We start from the raw sequence: 17,933 nt of genomic DNA, 5'->3' as shown, positions 1-17,933 counted from the left end.
TGCAGCCTGCCCGCACACGCGGACAAAGCTATGCTTGCGCCGGAGACTAGAGGAAGTTTGTGCCAAATTGAAGGGGAAACAACGGGCAACATCAACAGGATGAAACAGCCGCCTGTTCAGGCTTTCCGGCTTATTTTCCCGGAATGGGGCGGTGCAGAACCTCATGCAGCGCCTTGCGGATATATTCATTGCCGGCAACGATCGAGCCATCGTCCATCGGCTTGTTGCCGCCGTCGATATCGGCGACCCACCCGCCGGCTTCGCGAATCAGCAGGATTCCGGCTGCAAGGTCCCAAGGAAACAGACCGCGCTCCCAGAAGCCGTCAAAACGGCCGGCGGCGACATAGGCGAGGTCGAGCGAGGCGGCACCCATGCGGCGCACACCGGCGACTTCGCCCATTACATGGCGCAGCTCGACGAGATAGGTGCCGTGGTTGGCAACGCCCAGATGTGGGGTGCCGGTGCCGATGACGGCATCCGACAGGTTCTTGCGGGCAGCGACACGCAGACGGCGATCATTGAGGAAGGCGCCACCACCCCGTTCTGCCGTGAAAAGCTCGTCGGTCGCCGGGTTCAGGACAACGGCGGCAACGATCTCGCCCTGACGCTCGAGTGCGATCGAAATCGCGAAATGCGGCAGGCCGTGCAGGAAGTTCGTCGTGCCATCCAGCGGGTCGACGATCCAGCGATGGGCGCCGTCAGTGCCGATAATCTCTTCGCTCTCCTCACCAAGGAAGCCATAGGTCGGACGCGCCTTCAGAAGCTCTTCCCGGACCAGCTTTTCGGCCTTGCGATCGGCCTGCGAAACGTAGTCCCCCGGTCCCTTCAGCGAGACCTGCAGATTCTGGACTTCGCCGAAATCACGCGCCAGCGACTTGCCGGCCTTGAAAGCGGCCTGAACCATGACATTGAGAAGTGCTGAGCGTGCCATTTTGGCTTTCCTTCGAAACAGAAAACCGGCCGCGGCAACGGCCGGAGAAATTTAAACGTGCCGCTGCGGATCAGTCCGCGCGGCGGAGATAGGCGATTTCATTGGTATCGACCAGAATGCGCTCGCCAGCCTCGACGAACGGAGGAACCATGACGCGCACGCCATTTTCCAGGATCGCCGGCTTGTAGGACGACGCGGCCGTCTGCCCCCTCACCACCGGATCGGCCTCCGCGATGGTCAGGACCACCTGATCCGGCAGCGAAATGCCGATCGGCTTCTCGTCGTACAGCCTGACAGAGACCATCATGCCGTCCTGCAGGAAGGTGGCGCGATCGCCGACGAAGTCCTTCTGCAGTTCCAGCTGTTCATAGCTCTCGACATCCATGAATACCAGAGCATCGCCCTCTTCATAAAGGAACTGGAAGTCCTTGAGATCGAGGGTGACCAGTTCAACGGTTTCGGACGAACGGAAACGTTCGTTGAGCTTGGTGCCGTCGATCAGGTTCTTGAGCTCGACCTGGTTGAAGGCGCCGCCCTTGCCCGGCTTCACCGTGACGCTCTTGACCGCAGCCCAAAGGCCGCCATTGTGCTCGATGACGCTGCCAGGGCGAATTTCGCTGCCGCTGATTTTCATGGGAAGCATGTCCTAAAGAAGTCCGGGCCGCGCCCATCGGCCAGCCAATCCGGCGCTTCAAGACCACAAAACCCCCGAAAGTTCAAGCCTTGCGCTGAAAACTCGCTCAGGACGTCCGGTATTTGTTGGCAGCGCTCAACGCCGCCTTCTGCTGTTCTTCGGTCAGCCCGAGATAGAAATCCTCCAGCGCGAGATCCTTCAATCCGGCCCGGCGCGACAGCACGTACCATTTGGCAGCCTCGACCGGATCGGGACGCGTGCCGATCGCATTGATATAGAGATGCGACAGTTTGTTCTGCGCGACGACATTGCCCCCCTCGGCAGCGCGCCGCATCCACTTGAAGCCTTCGTCGAGATTGCGATCGCCACCGATGCCGTCAACCAGCCAGATGGCAAGGTCGAGCTGCGCGGTATCAAAACCGGCACGGGCAGCGCGCAACAGCCAGTCACGCGCCTTTGCCCGCTTGTTCTCATCGATGCCGTCGACGTTCAAATAAATCTGCGACAGCGCATATTGCGCATCGGCGATGCCCTGCTCGGCCGACTTCTCATAATAGGGCAGCGCTGCCTTCAGACCCCTTTCGCCCGGCATGTCGGCGACCAGCAACTGGCCGTAGTTGAACTGGGCGGAAGGATTGCCGAGGTTGGCAGCCTTCTTCATCAGCTCTTCCGACCGTTTCTTGTCGCGCGGAACATCGCGCCCTTCCATCAAGAGAAGTGCGTATTTGAACATGGCGCCGGGATCGCCGGCATTGGCCGCCTGGCCATACCAGAAAGCCGCATCCTTGGTGTTGCGTGCAACGCCGAGCCCCTGCGCGAAGATTTCCGCGACCAGCGTCTGCGCCGCCGCATCGCCGAGCTGCGCCCGCGGCAGGGCCAGTTCCATCGCGGTCAGATAGTAGCCGCGCTGAAATGCGCCATAGGCATCGTCAGCCTTGCCGGCGAATGCCTTTTCCTGCGGCAGGGCCGGCAGTTCCGCGCCCATCCGGTCCAGCACATTGACGCCGCTCGACGGCTCAAGCGTTCTTGCATCCGTCTCCTTGGCCTCGTCCGGAGATTGCAGCTTCGGTATTTCGCCTTCCGGCAGGGCCGCACCGTTGAAGGGCGTGATCCGGCCACGTTTGGCGACAGCGCCCTCGTCGATCTCGCCTTGCGCCGCCGGCGTCGCAGCCTCCTGTGCCGGCGTGGCCGAGTTCACGCCGGGCAAAGCATCTTCCGCACGCAGGCAGACGGGCGCGCCAAGGAACATGGCGCACATCAGGAGAAGCGGAAGGCTATGCCGCAATGGGAAAGGACGGATCAACATGGAAATGTCTTAATCTTCAAACCGTGGCGCTTTTTCGTCAAGAAGTGCGTTGACCTGCCCAACAATGACCGCCGCCTGGTCCGCCTGGGCAAACACGGCAAGGCGCAGCGCAACGAACTCCGCGCCACTCTCAGCAGCGGCGAGCGCCGATTGCGGATCCGTGCCGCCCATGACGATGCAGGGAATTTCGATCATCGAGGCCCACCACTCGGCAAGCGCAACGTTCTTCGGATGCGCCTCCGGCTTGATGTCGCCGTCGAGCTTGCCGAAGAAGACATAATCCGGGCGGATCTCGCCCATTTCCAGCGCGTGGTGCCGGTCGGTGGCATTGCCGCCGCCAACGATGAGTTTCGGTGAAAATTTCTCGACCGCCTCGGCAAGTTCCGCCGCATTGCCGGTCACGTGCAGGCCATCGGCCTTGGCGCGGCCGGCAACCCGGGTATCGCCAGCCAGCAGCGCCGCAGCACCCGCTTTCTGAATGATTGGAACAAGCGCCTCGGCGTGCCTCTGAAATGCATGATCGTCCAGTCCGTATTGCGGCACGATGACTGACGCCACGTCGCCGCCGCGCAACGCATCGCCGAGGATTTGCACGCGGCTTTCGACATCGGCGATATCAGGCGCGATGAGGACAAGGCGGCAGCGGTTGTCTGTATTGCTCATAATGTCTCTGTTTCCGGTGAAATGCGCGTCGTGCGCCACCCCTACTCGATTTCGATCCGCAAAAGCGATAGACCCTGTGGGCAAAAGGATCAACCGATACCCATGCTTCCCGATTTTCAGTTCTATGCCATCGCCATTCCCGCCGTTGTGCTCGTCGGCTTCAGCAAGGGAGGCATGGGCGAAGCGCTGTCCCTGATGGGTGTGCCCCTCTTGTCGCTCGCCGTTTCTCCGGTGCAGGCGGCAGCACTGCTATTGCCGATCCTGATCGCCATGGACCTCGTCTCGCTGTGGATGTGGCGCCAGCACGGCGACACGAAGACGCTGACGATCCTTCTGCCCGGTGCGCTTGCCGGCATCGCCATCGGCTGGGCGACTTCCGCCTATGTGCCCCGCGATGGGCTGCGGCTGATCATCGGCGTCATCACCATCCTCTTCGTGCTGCGTTACGTCTACAACGTCTGGCGCACCCGGCGCGGCATCATCATTCCGGCAAAGCCACACCGGCCGCTACAGGCGAGCTTTCTCGGTTCCTTTGCAGGTTATGGCAGCTTCGTCGCGCATGCAGGTGGCCCGCCCTTCCAGATCTACGCCCTGCCGCTGAAGCTCCCGCCGCGCGAATATACCGGCACCATGGTGCGCTTTTTCGCCATCCTCAATGCCGTCAAGCTCATTCCATATTTTGCACTCGGACAACTGGATCTCAGCAATCTGACGACATCGCTGACGCTTTTTCCGCTGGCGATGCTGGCAACCATGGCCGGCGCCTGGGTCGTTCGGCGGATGCAGCCGCAGGTCTTTTATCCGTTCATGTACACGATGGCTTTCCTCGCCGGCCTGAAACTTGCGTATGATGGCCTGGTGGTGCTTGCCGCCGGATCGTAAGGCGTGCCTGTCACGCGCGATGGCGGCTTACGTTCAAGTCGAAACACGGTTACACGCCGCGCTTGCATCCCGCAAAGCAAAATTCTTATGCCGCATTGCACAATTTGCTTGCCGAGCGCTTTGAATTCTCCTAGCTTTTACGCATGTCAAACGCTGATCCCTTTGATGCAATCTCGGATCCGAACCGGCGCTATCTGCTGGAGGAACTGCGGCGCGCGCCGCGGACGGTGAATGAACTCGCCGAGGGGCTGCCCATCAGCCGCCCGGCTGTATCGCAGCATCTGAAGGCCCTGCTGGACTCCGACCTCGTCTCCGTTTCCGCTAGCGGCACGAGACGGATTTACGCGATCAACAAGCCGGGCTTCGACCGGGTCAATCTGTGGCTGGATCAGTTCTGGTCTTGAGGATGTGCCGGCCCTGAGGGGCCAGACATCGGGAAACTCATTACCTGCAGCACTTTGGCAAACATCATGTTTGCGCCAAAATCCGCTTATCAACAGCGCGGTCTTCAAGTTCGTCCTGATTGTCCGGACATCAATTTCTGCGCTGGAACGAGAGCCTCCCGATGAATGAGATTGTTTATCTAATCAGTGAGTTGAGGAACGAATCTTTTCGATTTCGTCCTTCAAGCGCAACTTCCGACGCTTGATGTCCGCGATGTGCTGGTCTTGGGCGGAGGGTTGCAGAAGAGCCGTATGGAGCTCCTGCTCCAGAACACCATGTTTTTTCTCAAGCGTTGCAAGATGAGCCTCAATTGTCATGTGGCAGTCCCTTCCTTTTGCTTGCACCCGGCGGGCAAAGCCGGATGTTCCACGTTAACCGAGTGAGTGTGCCACTCTATTTTTCATTTGTCGAAGGCGAAATCGTGGCGAAGGATAACTTCCCGTTACCGACAATTCTGTGCTAGAGCGACGCTCGATTTATGCGGATAGCAGAACCATGCTGCCGGCGCCGACGGGGAACAGTGCATGCCAGATCAGGATCAGGCCGAACTCAGACTAAGCGTAGCGCGGTTGAGACAGGAACATGAAGATTACGATGTCGCGATCAACGCAATGATCCAGACAGGCTGCGATGCCCTGCGCATACAGCGGATGAAGAAGAAGAAACTGATCATCAAGGACAAGATCACCAAGATCGAGGATCAGATCATTCCAGACATTATCGCCTGAGCCGGCGCCGCGCTCGAATCGATCGCGCCGGCAGAGAATTTCGGCCCTGCAACAAAGCGGAACGAACACCGTGACGAAAACATCTCCTCCGCCCGTCGCCATCATCATGGGAAGCCAGTCCGACTGGGAGACGATGAAGAATGCCGCCGATACGCTCGACGCCCTCGACATCGCCTATGATGCCCGGATCGTCTCGGCACATCGCACGGTGGACCGGTTGATCAATTTTGCCCGGGGCGCCCGGGACGAAGGCTTCAAGGTGATCATCGCCGGTGCCGGCGGTGCTGCTCATCTGCCCGGAATGACGGCGGCGATGACGCCGCTTCCGGTATTCGGTGTTCCCGTCCAGTCCAAGGCGCTCTCCGGCCAGGACAGCCTTCTTTCGATCGTCCAGATGCCGGCCGGGATCCCTGTCGGTACGCTGGCGATCGGTCGCGCCGGCGCCGTCAATGCAGCCCTTCTTGCCGCGGCCGTCCTGGCGCTCAGCGATCCGGATCTGGCCGACCGTCTCGACGACTGGCGCGAACAGCAGAGCGCCGCGGTAGCCGAATACCCCGTGGATCAGGCATGAGAACGATCGGCATCATCGGCGGCGGCCAGCTCGGCCGCATGCTCGCCATGGCGGCAGCCCGGCTCAACTTTCGCACCATCATCCTCGAGCCGCAGCCCGACTGTCCCGCCGCCCAGGTGGCCAACGGCCAGATCATCGCCAATTATGACGACGAGGCGGCACTGGCGAAACTCGCGGAAGCCTGCGACCTCGTCACCTATGAATTCGAGAATGTCCCGGTCGCCGCAGCAGAACTGCTTGCGCGCTCGCTGCCGGTTTACCCCCCGCCCAGAGCACTGGAAGTGTCGCAGGACCGGGTAGCGGAAAAACAGTTCCTCAACGGCTGTGGCATCACGACCGCCCGGTTTCACGCCATCGACAGCCAGGATGAGCTCGAACGGGCGCTTGCCGATTTTTCCGGCATTGGTGTTCTGAAGACTCGCCGTCTCGGCTATGACGGCAAGGGCCAGCGCGTCTTCCGCGGCGCGAGCGACACTGCAACTGGCGCCTACATGGCGCTCGGCGACGTGCCGCTCATCCTCGAAAGCTTCGTTGCCTTCGAACGGGAGATTTCGATCATTGCCGCGCGCGGCACCGATGGCTCGATCGCCTGCTTCGACCCGGCGGAGAACATCCACCGCAACGGCATCCTTCATACCTCAACGGTCCCAGCCTCAGTCGGTGAAACAACCGCAGCGGCGGCCCGCACCGCAGCCGGCGCCATCCTTGAGGCGCTCAGCTATGTCGGCGTCATCGGCGTGGAATTCTTCGTGCTCGCCGATGGAACGCCAATCGTCAACGAAATCGCACCCCGCGTCCACAATTCCGGCCACTGGACGGAAGCCGCCTGCGTGGTTTCGCAGTTCGAGCAGCATATCCGCGCGGTCACCGGCCTGGCATTATCGGACGGCGCCCGGCATTCCGATTGCGTGATGCGGAACTTGATCGGCGACGACATCAACGACGTTCCGGGCTGGCTCGCCAAGCCGAACGCTCTGGTCCATCTCTATGGCAAGTCCGAAGCCCGGCCCGGCCGCAAGATGGGCCATGTCACCTGGCTTCGATAAGGGGTTAACCCACAGAAAAGCCGAAAGCCGGCGTTAAAACCGGCTCTCTGTGGTTGACACGTTTGCGATGCCGGGTTATTTGCCTGCCACCCTAAGAGCGCGCTCGGCCCGAACGGTCTGCAAGCGCGCTTTTGATTGTTAAAGACCGGCGAATTCGGATTCGCCAAAACTGCGGATCAGAAAAATGAAGATCAAAAATTCGCTCAAGTCGCTGAAGGCTCGCCATCGCGAAAACCGTCTGGTGCGCCGCAAGGGCCGCGTCTACATCATCAACAAGCTGAACCCGCGCTTCAAGGCCCGTCAGGGCTGATCCATTCTGCGAACCGGAAACGGACGTTTCCGGCCCGTTCATGAATGGAATGAAAGCGCTTGAGCCTTCCTCTTCTGAGAAACGGGCTCGGACGGTTCATCGAATTGATACCTCAAATTTGATTTTGATCTTCGGCCATGGCGGACTACCTTATCTGCCATGGTTAAACTTATGTCTTCTAGTCTGACTCTCGTGATCGCGCTTTCGGCGTCGGTCACTGGCGCACCCTCTCTTCTCGCAGCGGACACCGCACCGGCTTCGGCGACATCGGAACTGACGACGCCGAAGCAGCGGCTGGACGCGCTTTTTGCCGATCTGAAACGGGAACGCGACCCCGAAAAGGCGCGTGAAATCTCCGATCGCATCCGTGTCGAATGGCAGGATTCCGGCAGCGCCTCCGTCAATCTCCTGATGCAATGGGCGACAAAAGCGCTCGAGGCTGATCGTAAGGCAACCGCGCTCGATATCTTCGATCAGGTCATTTATCTCTCGCCACAATATGTCGAGGGCTGGAACCAGCGCGCGACGCTGCACTACCGGATGGGCAACTATCGGAAGTCCATGTCCGACATCAACCAGGTGCTGGCGATCGAGCCCCGGCATTTCGGCGCACTCGCCGGCATGGCGTCTATCCTCACCGCAGCCGGCAAGGACGAACTGGGGCTGAGGGCGTGGGAGCAGTTTCTCGAGATCTACCCTGCCGATCGTCAGGCGCAGGAGCAGCTCGGCAACCTCGAAGAAAAGCTCGCCGGCAATCGCACATAAGTCTGCGCCGGCGAAACCGCCGGTCGCTCTTTCTCGTATCGGACGGTATTGAACTGTCAGATCAGTTGCGCATGCGCACAAACCGCGCTGAGATTGAGTGATGGTTTAACTGGCGGCCCGGGCGGCGCGGATAGCCGGCGACAAGGCCGAATGAAAGACGCCGCGCTTCCGGCTGGAAGCGCGGCGTCCCAAGAAGGCATGCTGTCAGATTCAGACGCCGCTCAGGCCATCCGAGCCGATATAGGCGATGCGCAGCATATTGGTCGCGCCCGGCGTCCCCAACGGCACGCCCGCCGAGATGATGATGCGGTCGCCCGGCTTGCCGAAGCCTTCGGTCGCGACGATGCGGCAGGCGCGGTTGACCATGTCGTCAAGATCGGTCGCGTCATTGGTGACGACGCTGTGCAGGCCCCAGACGACGGAAAGACGGCGGGCGGTCTGAATGACCGGCGAAAGCGCGATCACCGGAACCTGCGGACGCTCGCGCGCCGTGCGCAGACCCGTATTGCCCGAGGAGGTGTAACAGACGATCGCCGACAGTTTCAGCGTCTCGGCGATCTGGTGGGCGGCAAGCGAAATCGCGTCCGCGCCGGTCGCTTCCGGCGGCGTGCGCTGCGCGTAGATGATACCCGGATAGTGCGGGTCGAGTTCGACCTTGCTGGCGATCGACGCCATGGTCGACACGGCTTCGACCGGATATTCGCCGGAGGCGGATTCGGCTGACAGCATGACGGCATCGGCGCCTTCGAAGACGGCGGTCGCAACGTCCGACACTTCGGCGCGGGTCGGGACCGGCGCCGAGATCATCGATTCCAGCATCTGCGTTGCAACAACGACCGGCTTGCCGGCACGGCGGCAGGCGCGGATCAACTGCTTCTGCAGGCCCGGGACCGCTTCCAGCGGCATTTCGACACCAAGGTCGCCGCGCGCAACCATCAGGGCGTCGGAGAGTTCGATAATCTCGTCGATCCGCTCGATCGCCTGCGGCTTCTCGATCTTCGACATCAGGCCGACGCGACCGCGCGAGACCTTGCGGACTTCGGAGAGATCTTCCGGACGCTGAATGAACGACAGGGCAACCCAGTCGACTTCGTCCGTCTCGAGCACGGCATCCAGATCGGCCCTGTCCTTCTCGGTCAGTGCACCGACGCCGAGCAGCGTATCGGGCAGGCTGACGCCCTTGCGGTCGGAAATCTTGGTGCCGGCGACAACGGTGCAGACGATGCTCTTGCCGTCAGACTTGTCGGCGCGCAGATGCAGCTTGCCGTCATCGATCAGCAGACGGTGACCCGGCTTGACGGCTTCGAGAATTTCCGGATGCGGCAGGAAGACACGCGTGTTGTCACCCGGTTCGTCCTTGTTGTCGAGCGTGAAAGTCTGGCCCGGAACGAGATCGACCTTGCCATCCGCAAACTTGCCGACGCGCAGCTTCGGGCCCTGAAGGTCGGCAAGAATTCCGATCGGGCGGCCGCAGCGCTGCTCGACATTGCGGATACGCTTGATCAGCGTGCGCATCATGTCATGGCTGGCATGGCTCATGTTGATCCGGAAAAGATCGGCGCCCGCCTCATGCAGCTTCTGGATCATCTCTTCTTCGTTGGATGCAGGTCCAAGCGTCGCGAGGATTTTGACTTTTCTATTCCGCTTCATCAGTTGTGGCTTTCCTGGGTCCCTGGAGTATCGGACAACTGAACCATCCAGCTCCCCTGACGCCCCGTGTCGTATTCCTTGAACCCCATCCGCTGGAAACCGCGCGCGAAGCAATCCTGCACGCCGGTGATCTTGAACTCGTTTTCGGCGACGCACATGTTGACGCCGCCCGTCCAACGACCGCCGCGGGCCGCATCCTCAGCGTAGAGGTAATAGTACCGTGATAGAAGTTCACCCTGAATCAGGGTGGCGCAGGTGGTCGCAGGAACCTGCCACCAGCCTTCCGTGATCCAGCCTTCCTTGGCCCGGTAGCCGATGGCCACACCTACAAGATTCTGGGTGCCGTTGCAGACCCGGAACTCGGCCCGCGCTTCGCTCGCCATCAGAACCGGCGAGAACGCCGCCAGAATGAAAACAATACCGGCACTCAAGGACCAGTTCCGGACGTTCAGCCTGGAAAGAGGATATCTGGACACGGTTTCCAATGGGTCTCCATTGTGATTTGTCGTGCACTTTCTTGCGACGGTAGGCCGGGAAAGTCAACGCGACTCTAATCGATTATATTAGGCTTTCTGTTGACCGAAATGTCACAAAATGCCCTTCACCTTGCGATAAGCGCCGCAGCATGCCATCAAATTTCGTCATTCATGAATCGAGTTGATACTGCATGCGGGAAACATCACCGTTCGAGATCATTGAGGGTAACAATGCCGCTGGGCTGGTGCTCCTGGCGGATCATGCCACCAACCGGCTGCCGCCGGAATATGGCAGGCTTGGCCTTCCCGAAAGTGCCTTCGAACGGCACATCGCCTACGATATCGGCGTCGAGGCTCTGGTCCGCCGGCTCGCTGCCCGGCTTGACGTTCCCGCCGTCCTCAGCTGCTTTTCGCGGCTTTTGATCGATCCGAACCGCGGCGAGGACGATCCGACGCTGATCATGAAGATATCGGACGGCGCTATCGTTCCCGGCAATCATCCCATCTCATCGGACGAATGGGAACGCCGTCTCAACCGCTTTCACCGGCCCTATCATCGCGCCGTCTCGGAAACCATCGCTGCGGTCGGCTCGACAAGCGGCACGGCACCGCTGGTGATTTCCCTTCATTCCTACACGCCCGCCTGGAAGGGCGTGCCCCGCCCCTGGCATGCCGCCGTCCTCTGGGACAGCGATCCGCGCGCGGTCAGCCCGCTGATCGAAGCGCTGGAGGCTTCGGGCGATGTCCTTGTCGGCAACAACGAGCCCTACGACGGCGCCCTGCGTGGCGATACGATGTTCCGTCACTGCATGGAACCCGGCCTCGCCCACGCACTGATCGAGGTTCGACAGGACCTGATTGGAGACGATATCGGCGTGGCGGAATGGGATGAGCGGCTTGGACCGATCCTCGCCAGCCTGAACGAACGCCCTGAATTGCACGAATTCAGGCGATATCCTTCCCGCACCGGGCCTTATGCATTCTAAAAAACGGCTGAAAGAAACGACGATGACCGATTTGACGCCACAGCAGCAGCTGGAATTCGAGGCAGCCGCCTTCCGCCGCCTCATCACCCATCTGCGCGAACGCACCGATGTCCAGAACATCGACCTGATGAACCTTGCCGGTTTCTGCCGCAACTGCCTGTCCAACTGGTATCGCGATGCCGCCATTACCGCTGGCGTGCCGATGGATAAAGACCAGTCCCGTGAGATCGTCTACGGCATGCCTTATGACGAATGGCGGTCGCTTTACCAGAAGGAGGCGGCCAGCGAACAGAAGGCCGCCTTCGAGGTGAACAAGCCCAAGGAATAGCAGACGCTGCTGAAAGCAGCCGCGAAATCGGTGCGGCGTTACGCAATGTCACTTGACCTTGAAGCGACTTCGCGGCAGGTCACAGCCTCGCAAATTCAGTCCCCCAACAAGGAGAAAACCATGTCGGATGCCCACGGCGTCGCCCGCGATCAGCTTCGCTCTTTCATCGAGCGGATCGAGCGGCTGGAAGAAGAAAAAAAGACCATCGCCGACGACATCAAGGATGTGTATGGCGAGGCGAAGGGAACCGGCTTCGATACGAAGATCCTGAAAAAAGTCATCGCCATCCGCAAGCAGGACAAGGACGAGCGCATGGAGCAGGAAGCCATCCTCGACACCTACCTCGCAGCGCTCGGCATGATCGACGCGCCGGCAGCCGAATAAACGGCGCCCGCAACCAACAAAAAACCCGCCATTCCGGCGGGTTTTTTCGTGACGCATCCGTGATGGATCTGATCAGTTCGTGCTGAACTTCTTCACTTCCAGGAAATTGACCGCACTTCCGCTGAACCGTGCCGTGTCTACGGAACCGGCTTCGTTCGAGAAACCGGCCGAATAGACCGTAGTCGGCGAAGCCCGCAACGTCTTGCTGACGAAGCGCGGCGCCTTCACCGGCTTGGACAAGGTCGCCATGCGGCCGTTCGACAGCGCCCAGGTGGAAATGATCTGCTGGGTCAGCTTCGGTTCGGTGCGGACCGATGAACGGGTCGCCGCATCGGCCTCCTGCTTGTTTGGACGCTTGCCCTTGGCGGGTGCCTCTGCAGTCGCATCGAAAACGTCCTCGAAGATCGCAGCGCGCGTTTCGGCGCTCGACGGCGGCACGTAGGCCGCCAGCTCAATCGGCCGCTCCTGCGGCGTCGGCTGTGCAAGCGCCACACGTGTCTGTGCCTCGGCAACAGCTTCAACCGGTTGCTCCGCCTCGGCCACTGCCTGCGGCTGCTCAACCCGTTCGGCAAAGGACGGCACCACGACATTGGCGTCGGCCACGGCCATCAGGGAGGCTTCGTCTGCCGGGCGCATGGCCGGCACAGGCACAAAACCAAGCGCTGCGACCTCCTCACCCAGCACCGCGGCATTCGGATCGGTCGAGGCCATCAGCGTGTCGCTGCCGGCATCGCCGTTCAAGCCGCGCTTACCAAGCATCTGCGGCACGGGAATCTTGTAGCCGTTCAGATCGGCATATTCGCCTTCGGTTGCGGCCGGTTCAGGCAGAGCCGCGGTCCAGGCATCCTGGGCCGCTTCCTTGGTCGGAGCAACGAGCGCCATCTGTACGCCCGCGTCTGCCGGTACATCCTTGAAGGCCGGTCTTGCGCCTGGCACCGGCGCGGCCACTTCTTTCTCCGGGGCCTGTTCCGAGCCATCGACGCCGGGAAGAGCCTGCTGAGCCTCGGCAACAGCAACTTCCGTGACCTTGGCCCTGGCAGCCGGCTGCTCGTCCGCACCTTCCAGCTCGCCGCTGGCAATTGCATTCGGTTCTTCATCCTCATCACCACCGCCAAACAGCATGGCGAAGAGGTTGCCCTTGCGTTTCGTATCCTTGTCGCCCGGTCCCTTGGCGCCGCCGCCAGCCACTTCAATGGCGCTGGTGCCGACCCGGCGCTTGTAATCGGCCACGGCCAGTTCATAACCCGGCAGCGGCTTGCCGTCAGCCGGCACGTGCATGGTCTTGCCGTCGGGGAAGAGGCGCGCAAGTTCGCCGCGGCTCATGCGCGGCCAGGCGCGAACGCCGCCGACATCCATGTGCACGAAAGGCGAACCGGAGGTCGGGTAATAGCCAACGCCGCCGACCTGGAACTTCATGCCGATTTCGCGCAGATTCTTCAGCCTGACGTCGGGCAGGTAGAAATCCATCGCCTTGCCGAGCATGTGCTGGCTCTTCTTGGCCACACCCTTGGAACGCGACCGCAGCATGCCGTTGGTGGCCGGCGAGCGGTAGGCGGAAACCACGTGGATATAGTCGCGCGAGCCGCTCTTCTGGTAGACTTCCCAGACAAGATCGAGAAGGCGCGGGTCCATCTTCGTCGGTTCGTTGCGGCGCCAGTCGCGCAGGAAACGATTGACCTGCTGCAGGCCCTTGGCATCGTAGCGACCATTGCGCTTGAACGTGATCGACGCCTTTTCCCGGGTGTGAACGAAATAGAGTTTGAGCGTGCGGGTCTGGCCTGCGGCCTCCACCGGCGGAGCCATGCCGGGCGTGACCATTGCGGCCGCGATCAGGAGCGATGCGAGGACACGCGGCATCTTGTGGGCCACTGCAGCGCAAAAGCGGGTTATCACGGAGCCGTCAGGCTTCTTGAATCCGAACAAATTTTGCAAACTCAATCCCCGTCCGACGGACAATGCGTCCCGTGGCTGCTCAGATGACTGTCAATTGCGGTGACAGCATGGCAAATATGCCACAGTCATCGGTTATCCTTATAATATAGTGAATGGTTCACTAACAAGGTCTAAACGACAACAGCCAAATACGACGGATCGTTAAGCTTTGTTATCCCTCGTTTTATGCGGCCTCACTGAACGGATCGTCCGGATTAATGCCATAATCCTTGAGTTTACGGTACAATGTCGACCTTCCGATTCCCAGTTTTCGGGCCACCTGGCTCATTTGCCCGCGGTAGAACTTGAGCGCAAAACGAATCAGTTCCTCTTCCACTTCGGCCAGCTTGCGCACATTTCCGCCATCATCGACGCTCGCAATCGCATTTTCAGGCTGCGTATCCGCAACCGCATTTCGCACTTCCGCCCTCTCGGCTGAGCCGAAATGCGGATAGACCGGCGGCAGGTGACTGGCGTCGGTCACCTGAATTTTCGAAGGCCCGGTCTCTTCCCAGCTGAAACCCGATTTCTCGGCAACGACATAGCCGGGGATTTGCGTGGCGATCTGCGGGAAATCCTTGACCGTCAGTTCCGCCCCTTCGGCAAGCACGACCGCCCGGAAGATGGCGTTTTCCAACTGGCGGATGTTGCCGGGCCAGTCATAGGCGGTCAGCAATGCCAACGCACCGCTTGAAACCGTCAGCGGCGCCGCAAGCCGCTGTTCCAGCGAAAAACGCTCGACAAAGGTGCGCACCAGAACCGGGATGTCTTCCTTGCGCTTGCGCAGTGCCGGCATGGCGATGGGGAAGACGTTCAGCCGGTAATACAGGTCTTCGCGGAAGCGGCCTTCGCGCACTTCGTTGATCAGGTCCTTGTTGGTCGCGGAAATCAGCCGGACGTTGACCTTCTGCGGATGGCGCGCGCCGATCGTCTCGATCTCGCCCTGCTGCACCGCGCGCAAGAGCTTCACCTGGACCTCGACAGGCAGGTCGCCGATCTCGTCGAGGAACAGCGTGCCGCCATCGGCGTCGGCGAACTTGCCGGAGTGTTTTTCCGTGGCGCCGGTAAACGCGCCCTTTTCATGGCCGAAGAGGATGCTTTCGACCAGATTGTGCGGGATGGCGCCGCAATTGACGGTGACGAAGGGCTTGCTGGCGCGCTCGCTGGCGTGCTGGATGGCGCGGGCGACCATTTCCTTGCCGACACCGGATTCACCTTCCAGCACGATCGGGATATTCGACTGCGCGGCACGGCGCGCGAGATCGAGCACCCGGATCATGGCAGGGCTTGCCGAAACCACATCATCGAAACCAACGGCACCGCTGCGCGATCGCTTCGTGGCGCGGCCGCGATTTTCGCGGTGGTCCATCTTGAGCGCGTTGGTGATCGCAACGCTGAGGCGTTCGGGCGAAACCGGCTTGACGACGAAATCGAAGGCGCCGGCCTGCATGGCGAGAACGACGGTCTCGATGCCGCCCTGTCCCGTCTGCACGATCACTGGCGTATCGATGCCGCGCTCGGCGATCGCTTCGAGGAACCCATGACCGTTCATTTCCGGCATCATCAGATCGAGCAGAATGACGCTGATCAGACCGCGCTTGCGCTCCAGCAGATCCAGACCGCTGCGACCGTTGTCGGCCAGATGAGCGACATGGCCAAGACGTTCGATCATGTTCGTCAGCAGGCGGCGCTGGACCGGATCATCGTCGATGACGAGAATTTGGGATGTCATGAAGGCCTCCTGCTCTCTGATAGAACCAAAACGACACCTCATGTGCCGCGTCGTGAGAAGCATTCGTCCCACAAAGGCCTGAAAATCCTCTTTTGAGAAATGCTTGCATTTTAACCATTGCCGACGTTAGGTCATGGCCCCATATCCGCCCTTTGCTTCGCCACCCGAATCCGGGCCGCACCCGTTGAAAAGAGTGAACGCTCATGCACCATCTTCCATCCTTCCGGACATCTTCCCGCATCGCCCATGCCGCTGCTTCAGGCGCTGCGGAAGCAGCGCAGCTTGGCGACCTGCCGTCCTGGAAACTGGAGGATCTGTACCCATCGGCAACGTCGCAGGAATATCTCGGCGACCTGGACAAGGCCGAGGCCGCGGCGAAGGCTTTCGAAGAAAAATGGAAGGGCAAGCTGGCCGATGCTGCCACGCGGACCGGTGGCGACGGCATCGGCGCGGCTGTGCGCGAGTATGAGGCGCTGGAAGACCTGATGGGCAAGATCGGCTCCTTTGCCGGCCTCACCTACTTCTCCGACACGTCCAATCCGGCCCACGGCAAGCTCTACGGTGATGCCCAGTCGAAACTGACGGATATGGCGAGCCATCTCCTGTTCTTCTCGCTGGAAATGAACCGGATCGACGATGCCGTCATCGATGCCGCGCTCGAAAGCGATGCGCTGGCGGGCCATTACAAGCCGTGGATCGTCGATCTGCGCATGGACAAGCCCTATCAGCTCGACGACAAGCTGGAACAGCTCTTCCTCGAAAAATCGATGACCGGCGCCAGCGCCTTCAACCGGCTGTTCGACGAGACGATGGCGTCGCTGACATTCAATATCGACGGTGAGGACCGGCCACTCGAAGTGACACTCAGCATGCTCCAGGAGGCCGACCCGGCCGTCCGGAAAAAGGCAGCCGAGGCATTGACCAAGACCTTCAAGGCCAACATCCGCACCTTCACGCTGATCACCAACACGCTCGCCAAGGACAAGGAAATCTCCGATCGCTGGCGCGGTTTCAAAGATATCGCCGACAGCCGCCATCTGGCCAACCGGGTCGAGCGCGACGTCGTCGACGCACTGGCCGCCGCCGTGAAGGACGCCTATCCGCGCCTGTCGCATCGCTACTACGCGATGAAGGCAAAGTGGCTCGGCATGGAACAGATGGAATTCTGGGATCGCAACGCACCGCTGCCGGAAACGCCGACCTCGCTCATCCCCTGGGCTGATGCCAAGGAAACCGTGCTGTCCGCCTATCGCAGTTTTGAACCGGAAATGGCGGATATCGCCGGCCGCTTCTTCGACGGCGGCTGGATCGATGCGCCGGTTCGCCCGGGCAAGGCGCCCGGCGCCTTCGCACATCCGACCGTGCCTTCGGCGCATCCGTATGTGCTGGTCAACTACATGGGCAAGCCGCGGGACGTGATGACGCTCGCCCATGAACTCGGGCACGGCGTGCATCAGGTTCTCGCCGGCGCGCAGGGTGCGCTGATGGCTTCGACGCCGTTGACGCTTGCTGAAACCGCCTCCGTCTTCGGCGAAATGCTGACCTTCCGCGCCCTTCTCGACAAGACGAAGGACAAGCGCGAGCGCAAGGCCATGCTCGCCCAGAAGGTCGAGGACATGATCAACACGGTCGTGCGCCAGATCGCCTTCTACGAATTCGAGCGCAAGATCCACACCGCCCGCAAAAATGGCGAACTGACCGCCGACGACATCGGTGAACTATGGCTGTCGGTTCAGAGGGAGAGCCTTGGGCCGGCTATCCGCATTTCCGAGGGCTACGAGACCTACTGGGCCTATATCCCCCACTTCATCCATTCACCCTTCTATGTCTACGCCTATGCCTTCGGAGATTGCCTGGTAAACTCGCTGTACGCCGTTTACCAGAAGGCCGAAACCGGCTTCCAGCAGAAGTATTTCGAGATGCTCAAGGCCGGCGGCACCAAGCATCACGCCGAACTGCTCGCCCCCTTCGGCCTCGACGCCACCGATCCGTCGTTCTGGGCACAGGGCCTGTCGATGCTGGAGGGGCTGATCGACGAACTTGAGGCGCTTGATAGGCAGGCTTAATTTTCGGCGGGTACGGGATGGAAGCAAGTTTCCTGGATCTCGGCATGGATCCTCGGGTCAGGCCCGAGGATGACAAATCTGGGGATCTGGCTCACTGAA

Annotated in this window: 20 protein-coding genes; 11 read left to right on the top strand and 9 right to left on the bottom strand. The window is 60.8% G+C overall.

All coding sequences use genetic code 11. The features are described from left to right. Positions 1–130: 130 nt before the first annotated feature. The 4 genes from ACSQ2W_RS10945 to ACSQ2W_RS10930 all read right to left on the bottom strand — a co-directional run bounded on the left by ACSQ2W_RS10945 (position 131) and on the right by ACSQ2W_RS10930 (position 3,534). Positions 131–931, bottom strand: coding sequence for an inositol monophosphatase family protein (locus ACSQ2W_RS10945; RefSeq protein WP_436086262.1), 801 nt, complete (start codon positions 929–931; stop codon positions 131–133). 70 nt (positions 932–1,001) lie between these two features. After that, entirely contained in the window at positions 1,002–1,565 is a 564-nt protein-coding gene (gene efp / locus ACSQ2W_RS10940; protein WP_436080100.1) for an elongation factor P, read from the bottom strand. Between the two features lie 106 nt (positions 1,566–1,671). Then, entirely contained in the window at positions 1,672–2,871 is a 1,200-nt protein-coding gene (locus tag ACSQ2W_RS10935) for a tetratricopeptide repeat protein (protein ID WP_436086261.1), read from the bottom strand. 9 nt (positions 2,872–2,880) lie between these two features. Next, on the bottom strand, positions 2,881–3,534 hold the full coding sequence (locus ACSQ2W_RS10930) for a thiamine phosphate synthase (RefSeq protein WP_436086260.1): 654 nt from the start codon (positions 3,532–3,534) through the stop codon (positions 2,881–2,883). Positions 3,535–3,636: 102 nt separating this feature from the next. Here ACSQ2W_RS10930 and ACSQ2W_RS10925 point away from each other — a divergent pair, with 102 nt between their 5' ends. Beyond that, entirely contained in the window at positions 3,637–4,416 is a 780-nt protein-coding gene (locus ACSQ2W_RS10925) for a sulfite exporter TauE/SafE family protein (RefSeq protein ID WP_436086259.1), read from the top strand. 143 nt (positions 4,417–4,559) lie between these two features. Further along, complete coding sequence (locus ACSQ2W_RS10920; RefSeq protein WP_113006060.1) at positions 4,560–4,820, top strand: metalloregulator ArsR/SmtB family transcription factor; 261 nt, start codon at positions 4,560–4,562, stop codon at positions 4,818–4,820. 183 nt (positions 4,821–5,003) lie between these two features. Here the strand turns inward: ACSQ2W_RS10920 and ACSQ2W_RS10915 are convergent, their stop codons facing one another. Further along, complete coding sequence (locus ACSQ2W_RS10915; RefSeq protein ID WP_349435782.1) at positions 5,004–5,177, bottom strand: YdcH family protein; 174 nt, start codon at positions 5,175–5,177, stop codon at positions 5,004–5,006. A 207-nt stretch (positions 5,178–5,384) separates the two neighbouring features. Between ACSQ2W_RS10915 and ACSQ2W_RS10910 the strand changes: the two genes are divergently transcribed. From ACSQ2W_RS10910 to ACSQ2W_RS10890, 5 genes are all read left to right on the top strand, one after another. Beyond that, entirely contained in the window at positions 5,385–5,588 is a 204-nt protein-coding gene (locus ACSQ2W_RS10910; RefSeq protein WP_018327895.1) for a YdcH family protein, read from the top strand. A gap of 106 nt (positions 5,589–5,694) precedes the next feature. Beyond that, complete coding sequence (gene purE, locus ACSQ2W_RS10905; RefSeq protein WP_037120781.1) at positions 5,695–6,159, top strand: 5-(carboxyamino)imidazole ribonucleotide mutase; 465 nt, start codon at positions 5,695–5,697, stop codon at positions 6,157–6,159. Continuing rightward, a complete protein-coding gene (locus tag ACSQ2W_RS10900; RefSeq protein ID WP_436086258.1) occupies positions 6,156–7,205 on the top strand; it encodes a 5-(carboxyamino)imidazole ribonucleotide synthase in 1,050 nt (349 codons plus the stop codon). The genes purE and ACSQ2W_RS10900 overlap by 4 nt, the downstream gene beginning before the upstream one ends. A gap of 184 nt (positions 7,206–7,389) precedes the next feature. Continuing rightward, complete coding sequence (ykgO, locus tag ACSQ2W_RS10895) at positions 7,390–7,515, top strand: type B 50S ribosomal protein L36 (protein WP_034855034.1); 126 nt, start codon at positions 7,390–7,392, stop codon at positions 7,513–7,515. Between the two features lie 171 nt (positions 7,516–7,686). Beyond that, the gene (locus ACSQ2W_RS10890) at positions 7,687–8,280 is read left to right on the top strand and encodes a hypothetical protein (protein WP_436086257.1); all 594 of its coding nucleotides are present in this window, start codon (positions 7,687–7,689) and stop codon (positions 8,278–8,280) included. A gap of 210 nt (positions 8,281–8,490) precedes the next feature. On the opposite strand, the gene pyk is transcribed toward ACSQ2W_RS10890, so the two are convergent. Both pyk and ACSQ2W_RS10880 read right to left on the bottom strand, forming a co-directional pair. Then, complete coding sequence (gene pyk / locus ACSQ2W_RS10885; protein WP_436086256.1) at positions 8,491–9,930, bottom strand: pyruvate kinase; 1,440 nt, start codon at positions 9,928–9,930, stop codon at positions 8,491–8,493. After that, positions 9,930–10,313: a DUF1036 domain-containing protein gene (locus ACSQ2W_RS10880; RefSeq protein WP_436087753.1), complete on the bottom strand. Its 384-nt coding sequence runs from the start codon at positions 10,311–10,313 to the stop codon at positions 9,930–9,932. Before ACSQ2W_RS10880 ends, pyk begins: the two co-directional genes overlap by 1 nt. A 284-nt stretch (positions 10,314–10,597) precedes the next feature. On the opposite strand from ACSQ2W_RS10880, the gene ACSQ2W_RS10875 reads away from it, so the two are divergent. The 3 genes from ACSQ2W_RS10875 to ACSQ2W_RS10865 all read left to right on the top strand — a co-directional run bounded on the left by ACSQ2W_RS10875 (position 10,598) and on the right by ACSQ2W_RS10865 (position 12,104). Then, on the top strand, positions 10,598–11,392 hold the full coding sequence (locus ACSQ2W_RS10875; protein ID WP_436086255.1) for an N-formylglutamate amidohydrolase: 795 nt from the start codon (positions 10,598–10,600) through the stop codon (positions 11,390–11,392). 22 nt (positions 11,393–11,414) lie between these two features. After that, positions 11,415–11,720: a DUF1244 domain-containing protein gene (locus ACSQ2W_RS10870; protein WP_436086254.1), complete on the top strand. Its 306-nt coding sequence runs from the start codon at positions 11,415–11,417 to the stop codon at positions 11,718–11,720. Positions 11,721–11,840: 120 nt separating this feature from the next. Next, positions 11,841–12,104 carry a DUF2312 domain-containing protein gene (locus tag ACSQ2W_RS10865; RefSeq protein ID WP_436086253.1) on the top strand — a complete coding sequence of 88 codons (264 nt, stop codon included), beginning with the start codon at positions 11,841–11,843 and terminating at the stop codon, positions 12,102–12,104. A 72-nt stretch (positions 12,105–12,176) separates the two neighbouring features. On the opposite strand, the gene ACSQ2W_RS10860 is transcribed toward ACSQ2W_RS10865, so the two are convergent. Beyond that, on the bottom strand, positions 12,177–14,036 hold the full coding sequence (locus ACSQ2W_RS10860; RefSeq protein WP_436086252.1) for a DUF882 domain-containing protein: 1,860 nt from the start codon (positions 14,034–14,036) through the stop codon (positions 12,177–12,179). A gap of 184 nt (positions 14,037–14,220) precedes the next feature. Then, on the bottom strand, positions 14,221–15,768 hold the full coding sequence (locus ACSQ2W_RS10855; protein WP_436086251.1) for a sigma 54-interacting transcriptional regulator: 1,548 nt from the start codon (positions 15,766–15,768) through the stop codon (positions 14,221–14,223). A 203-nt stretch (positions 15,769–15,971) separates the two neighbouring features. On the opposite strand from ACSQ2W_RS10855, the gene ACSQ2W_RS10850 reads away from it, so the two are divergent. After that, positions 15,972–17,834, top strand: a complete 1,863-nt coding sequence (locus ACSQ2W_RS10850; protein WP_436086250.1) for a M3 family oligoendopeptidase — start codon at positions 15,972–15,974, stop codon at positions 17,832–17,834. Positions 17,835–17,933: the final 99 nt, after the last annotated feature.

Origin of the sequence: Pararhizobium sp. LjRoot255 (genome assembly GCF_964252905.1) — a bacterium.
Lineage (GTDB): Bacteria > Pseudomonadota > Alphaproteobacteria > Rhizobiales > Rhizobiaceae > Pararhizobium.
Note: the sequence above shows the minus strand (reverse complement) of the source record. Positions and strands in the feature narration are given on the sequence as shown.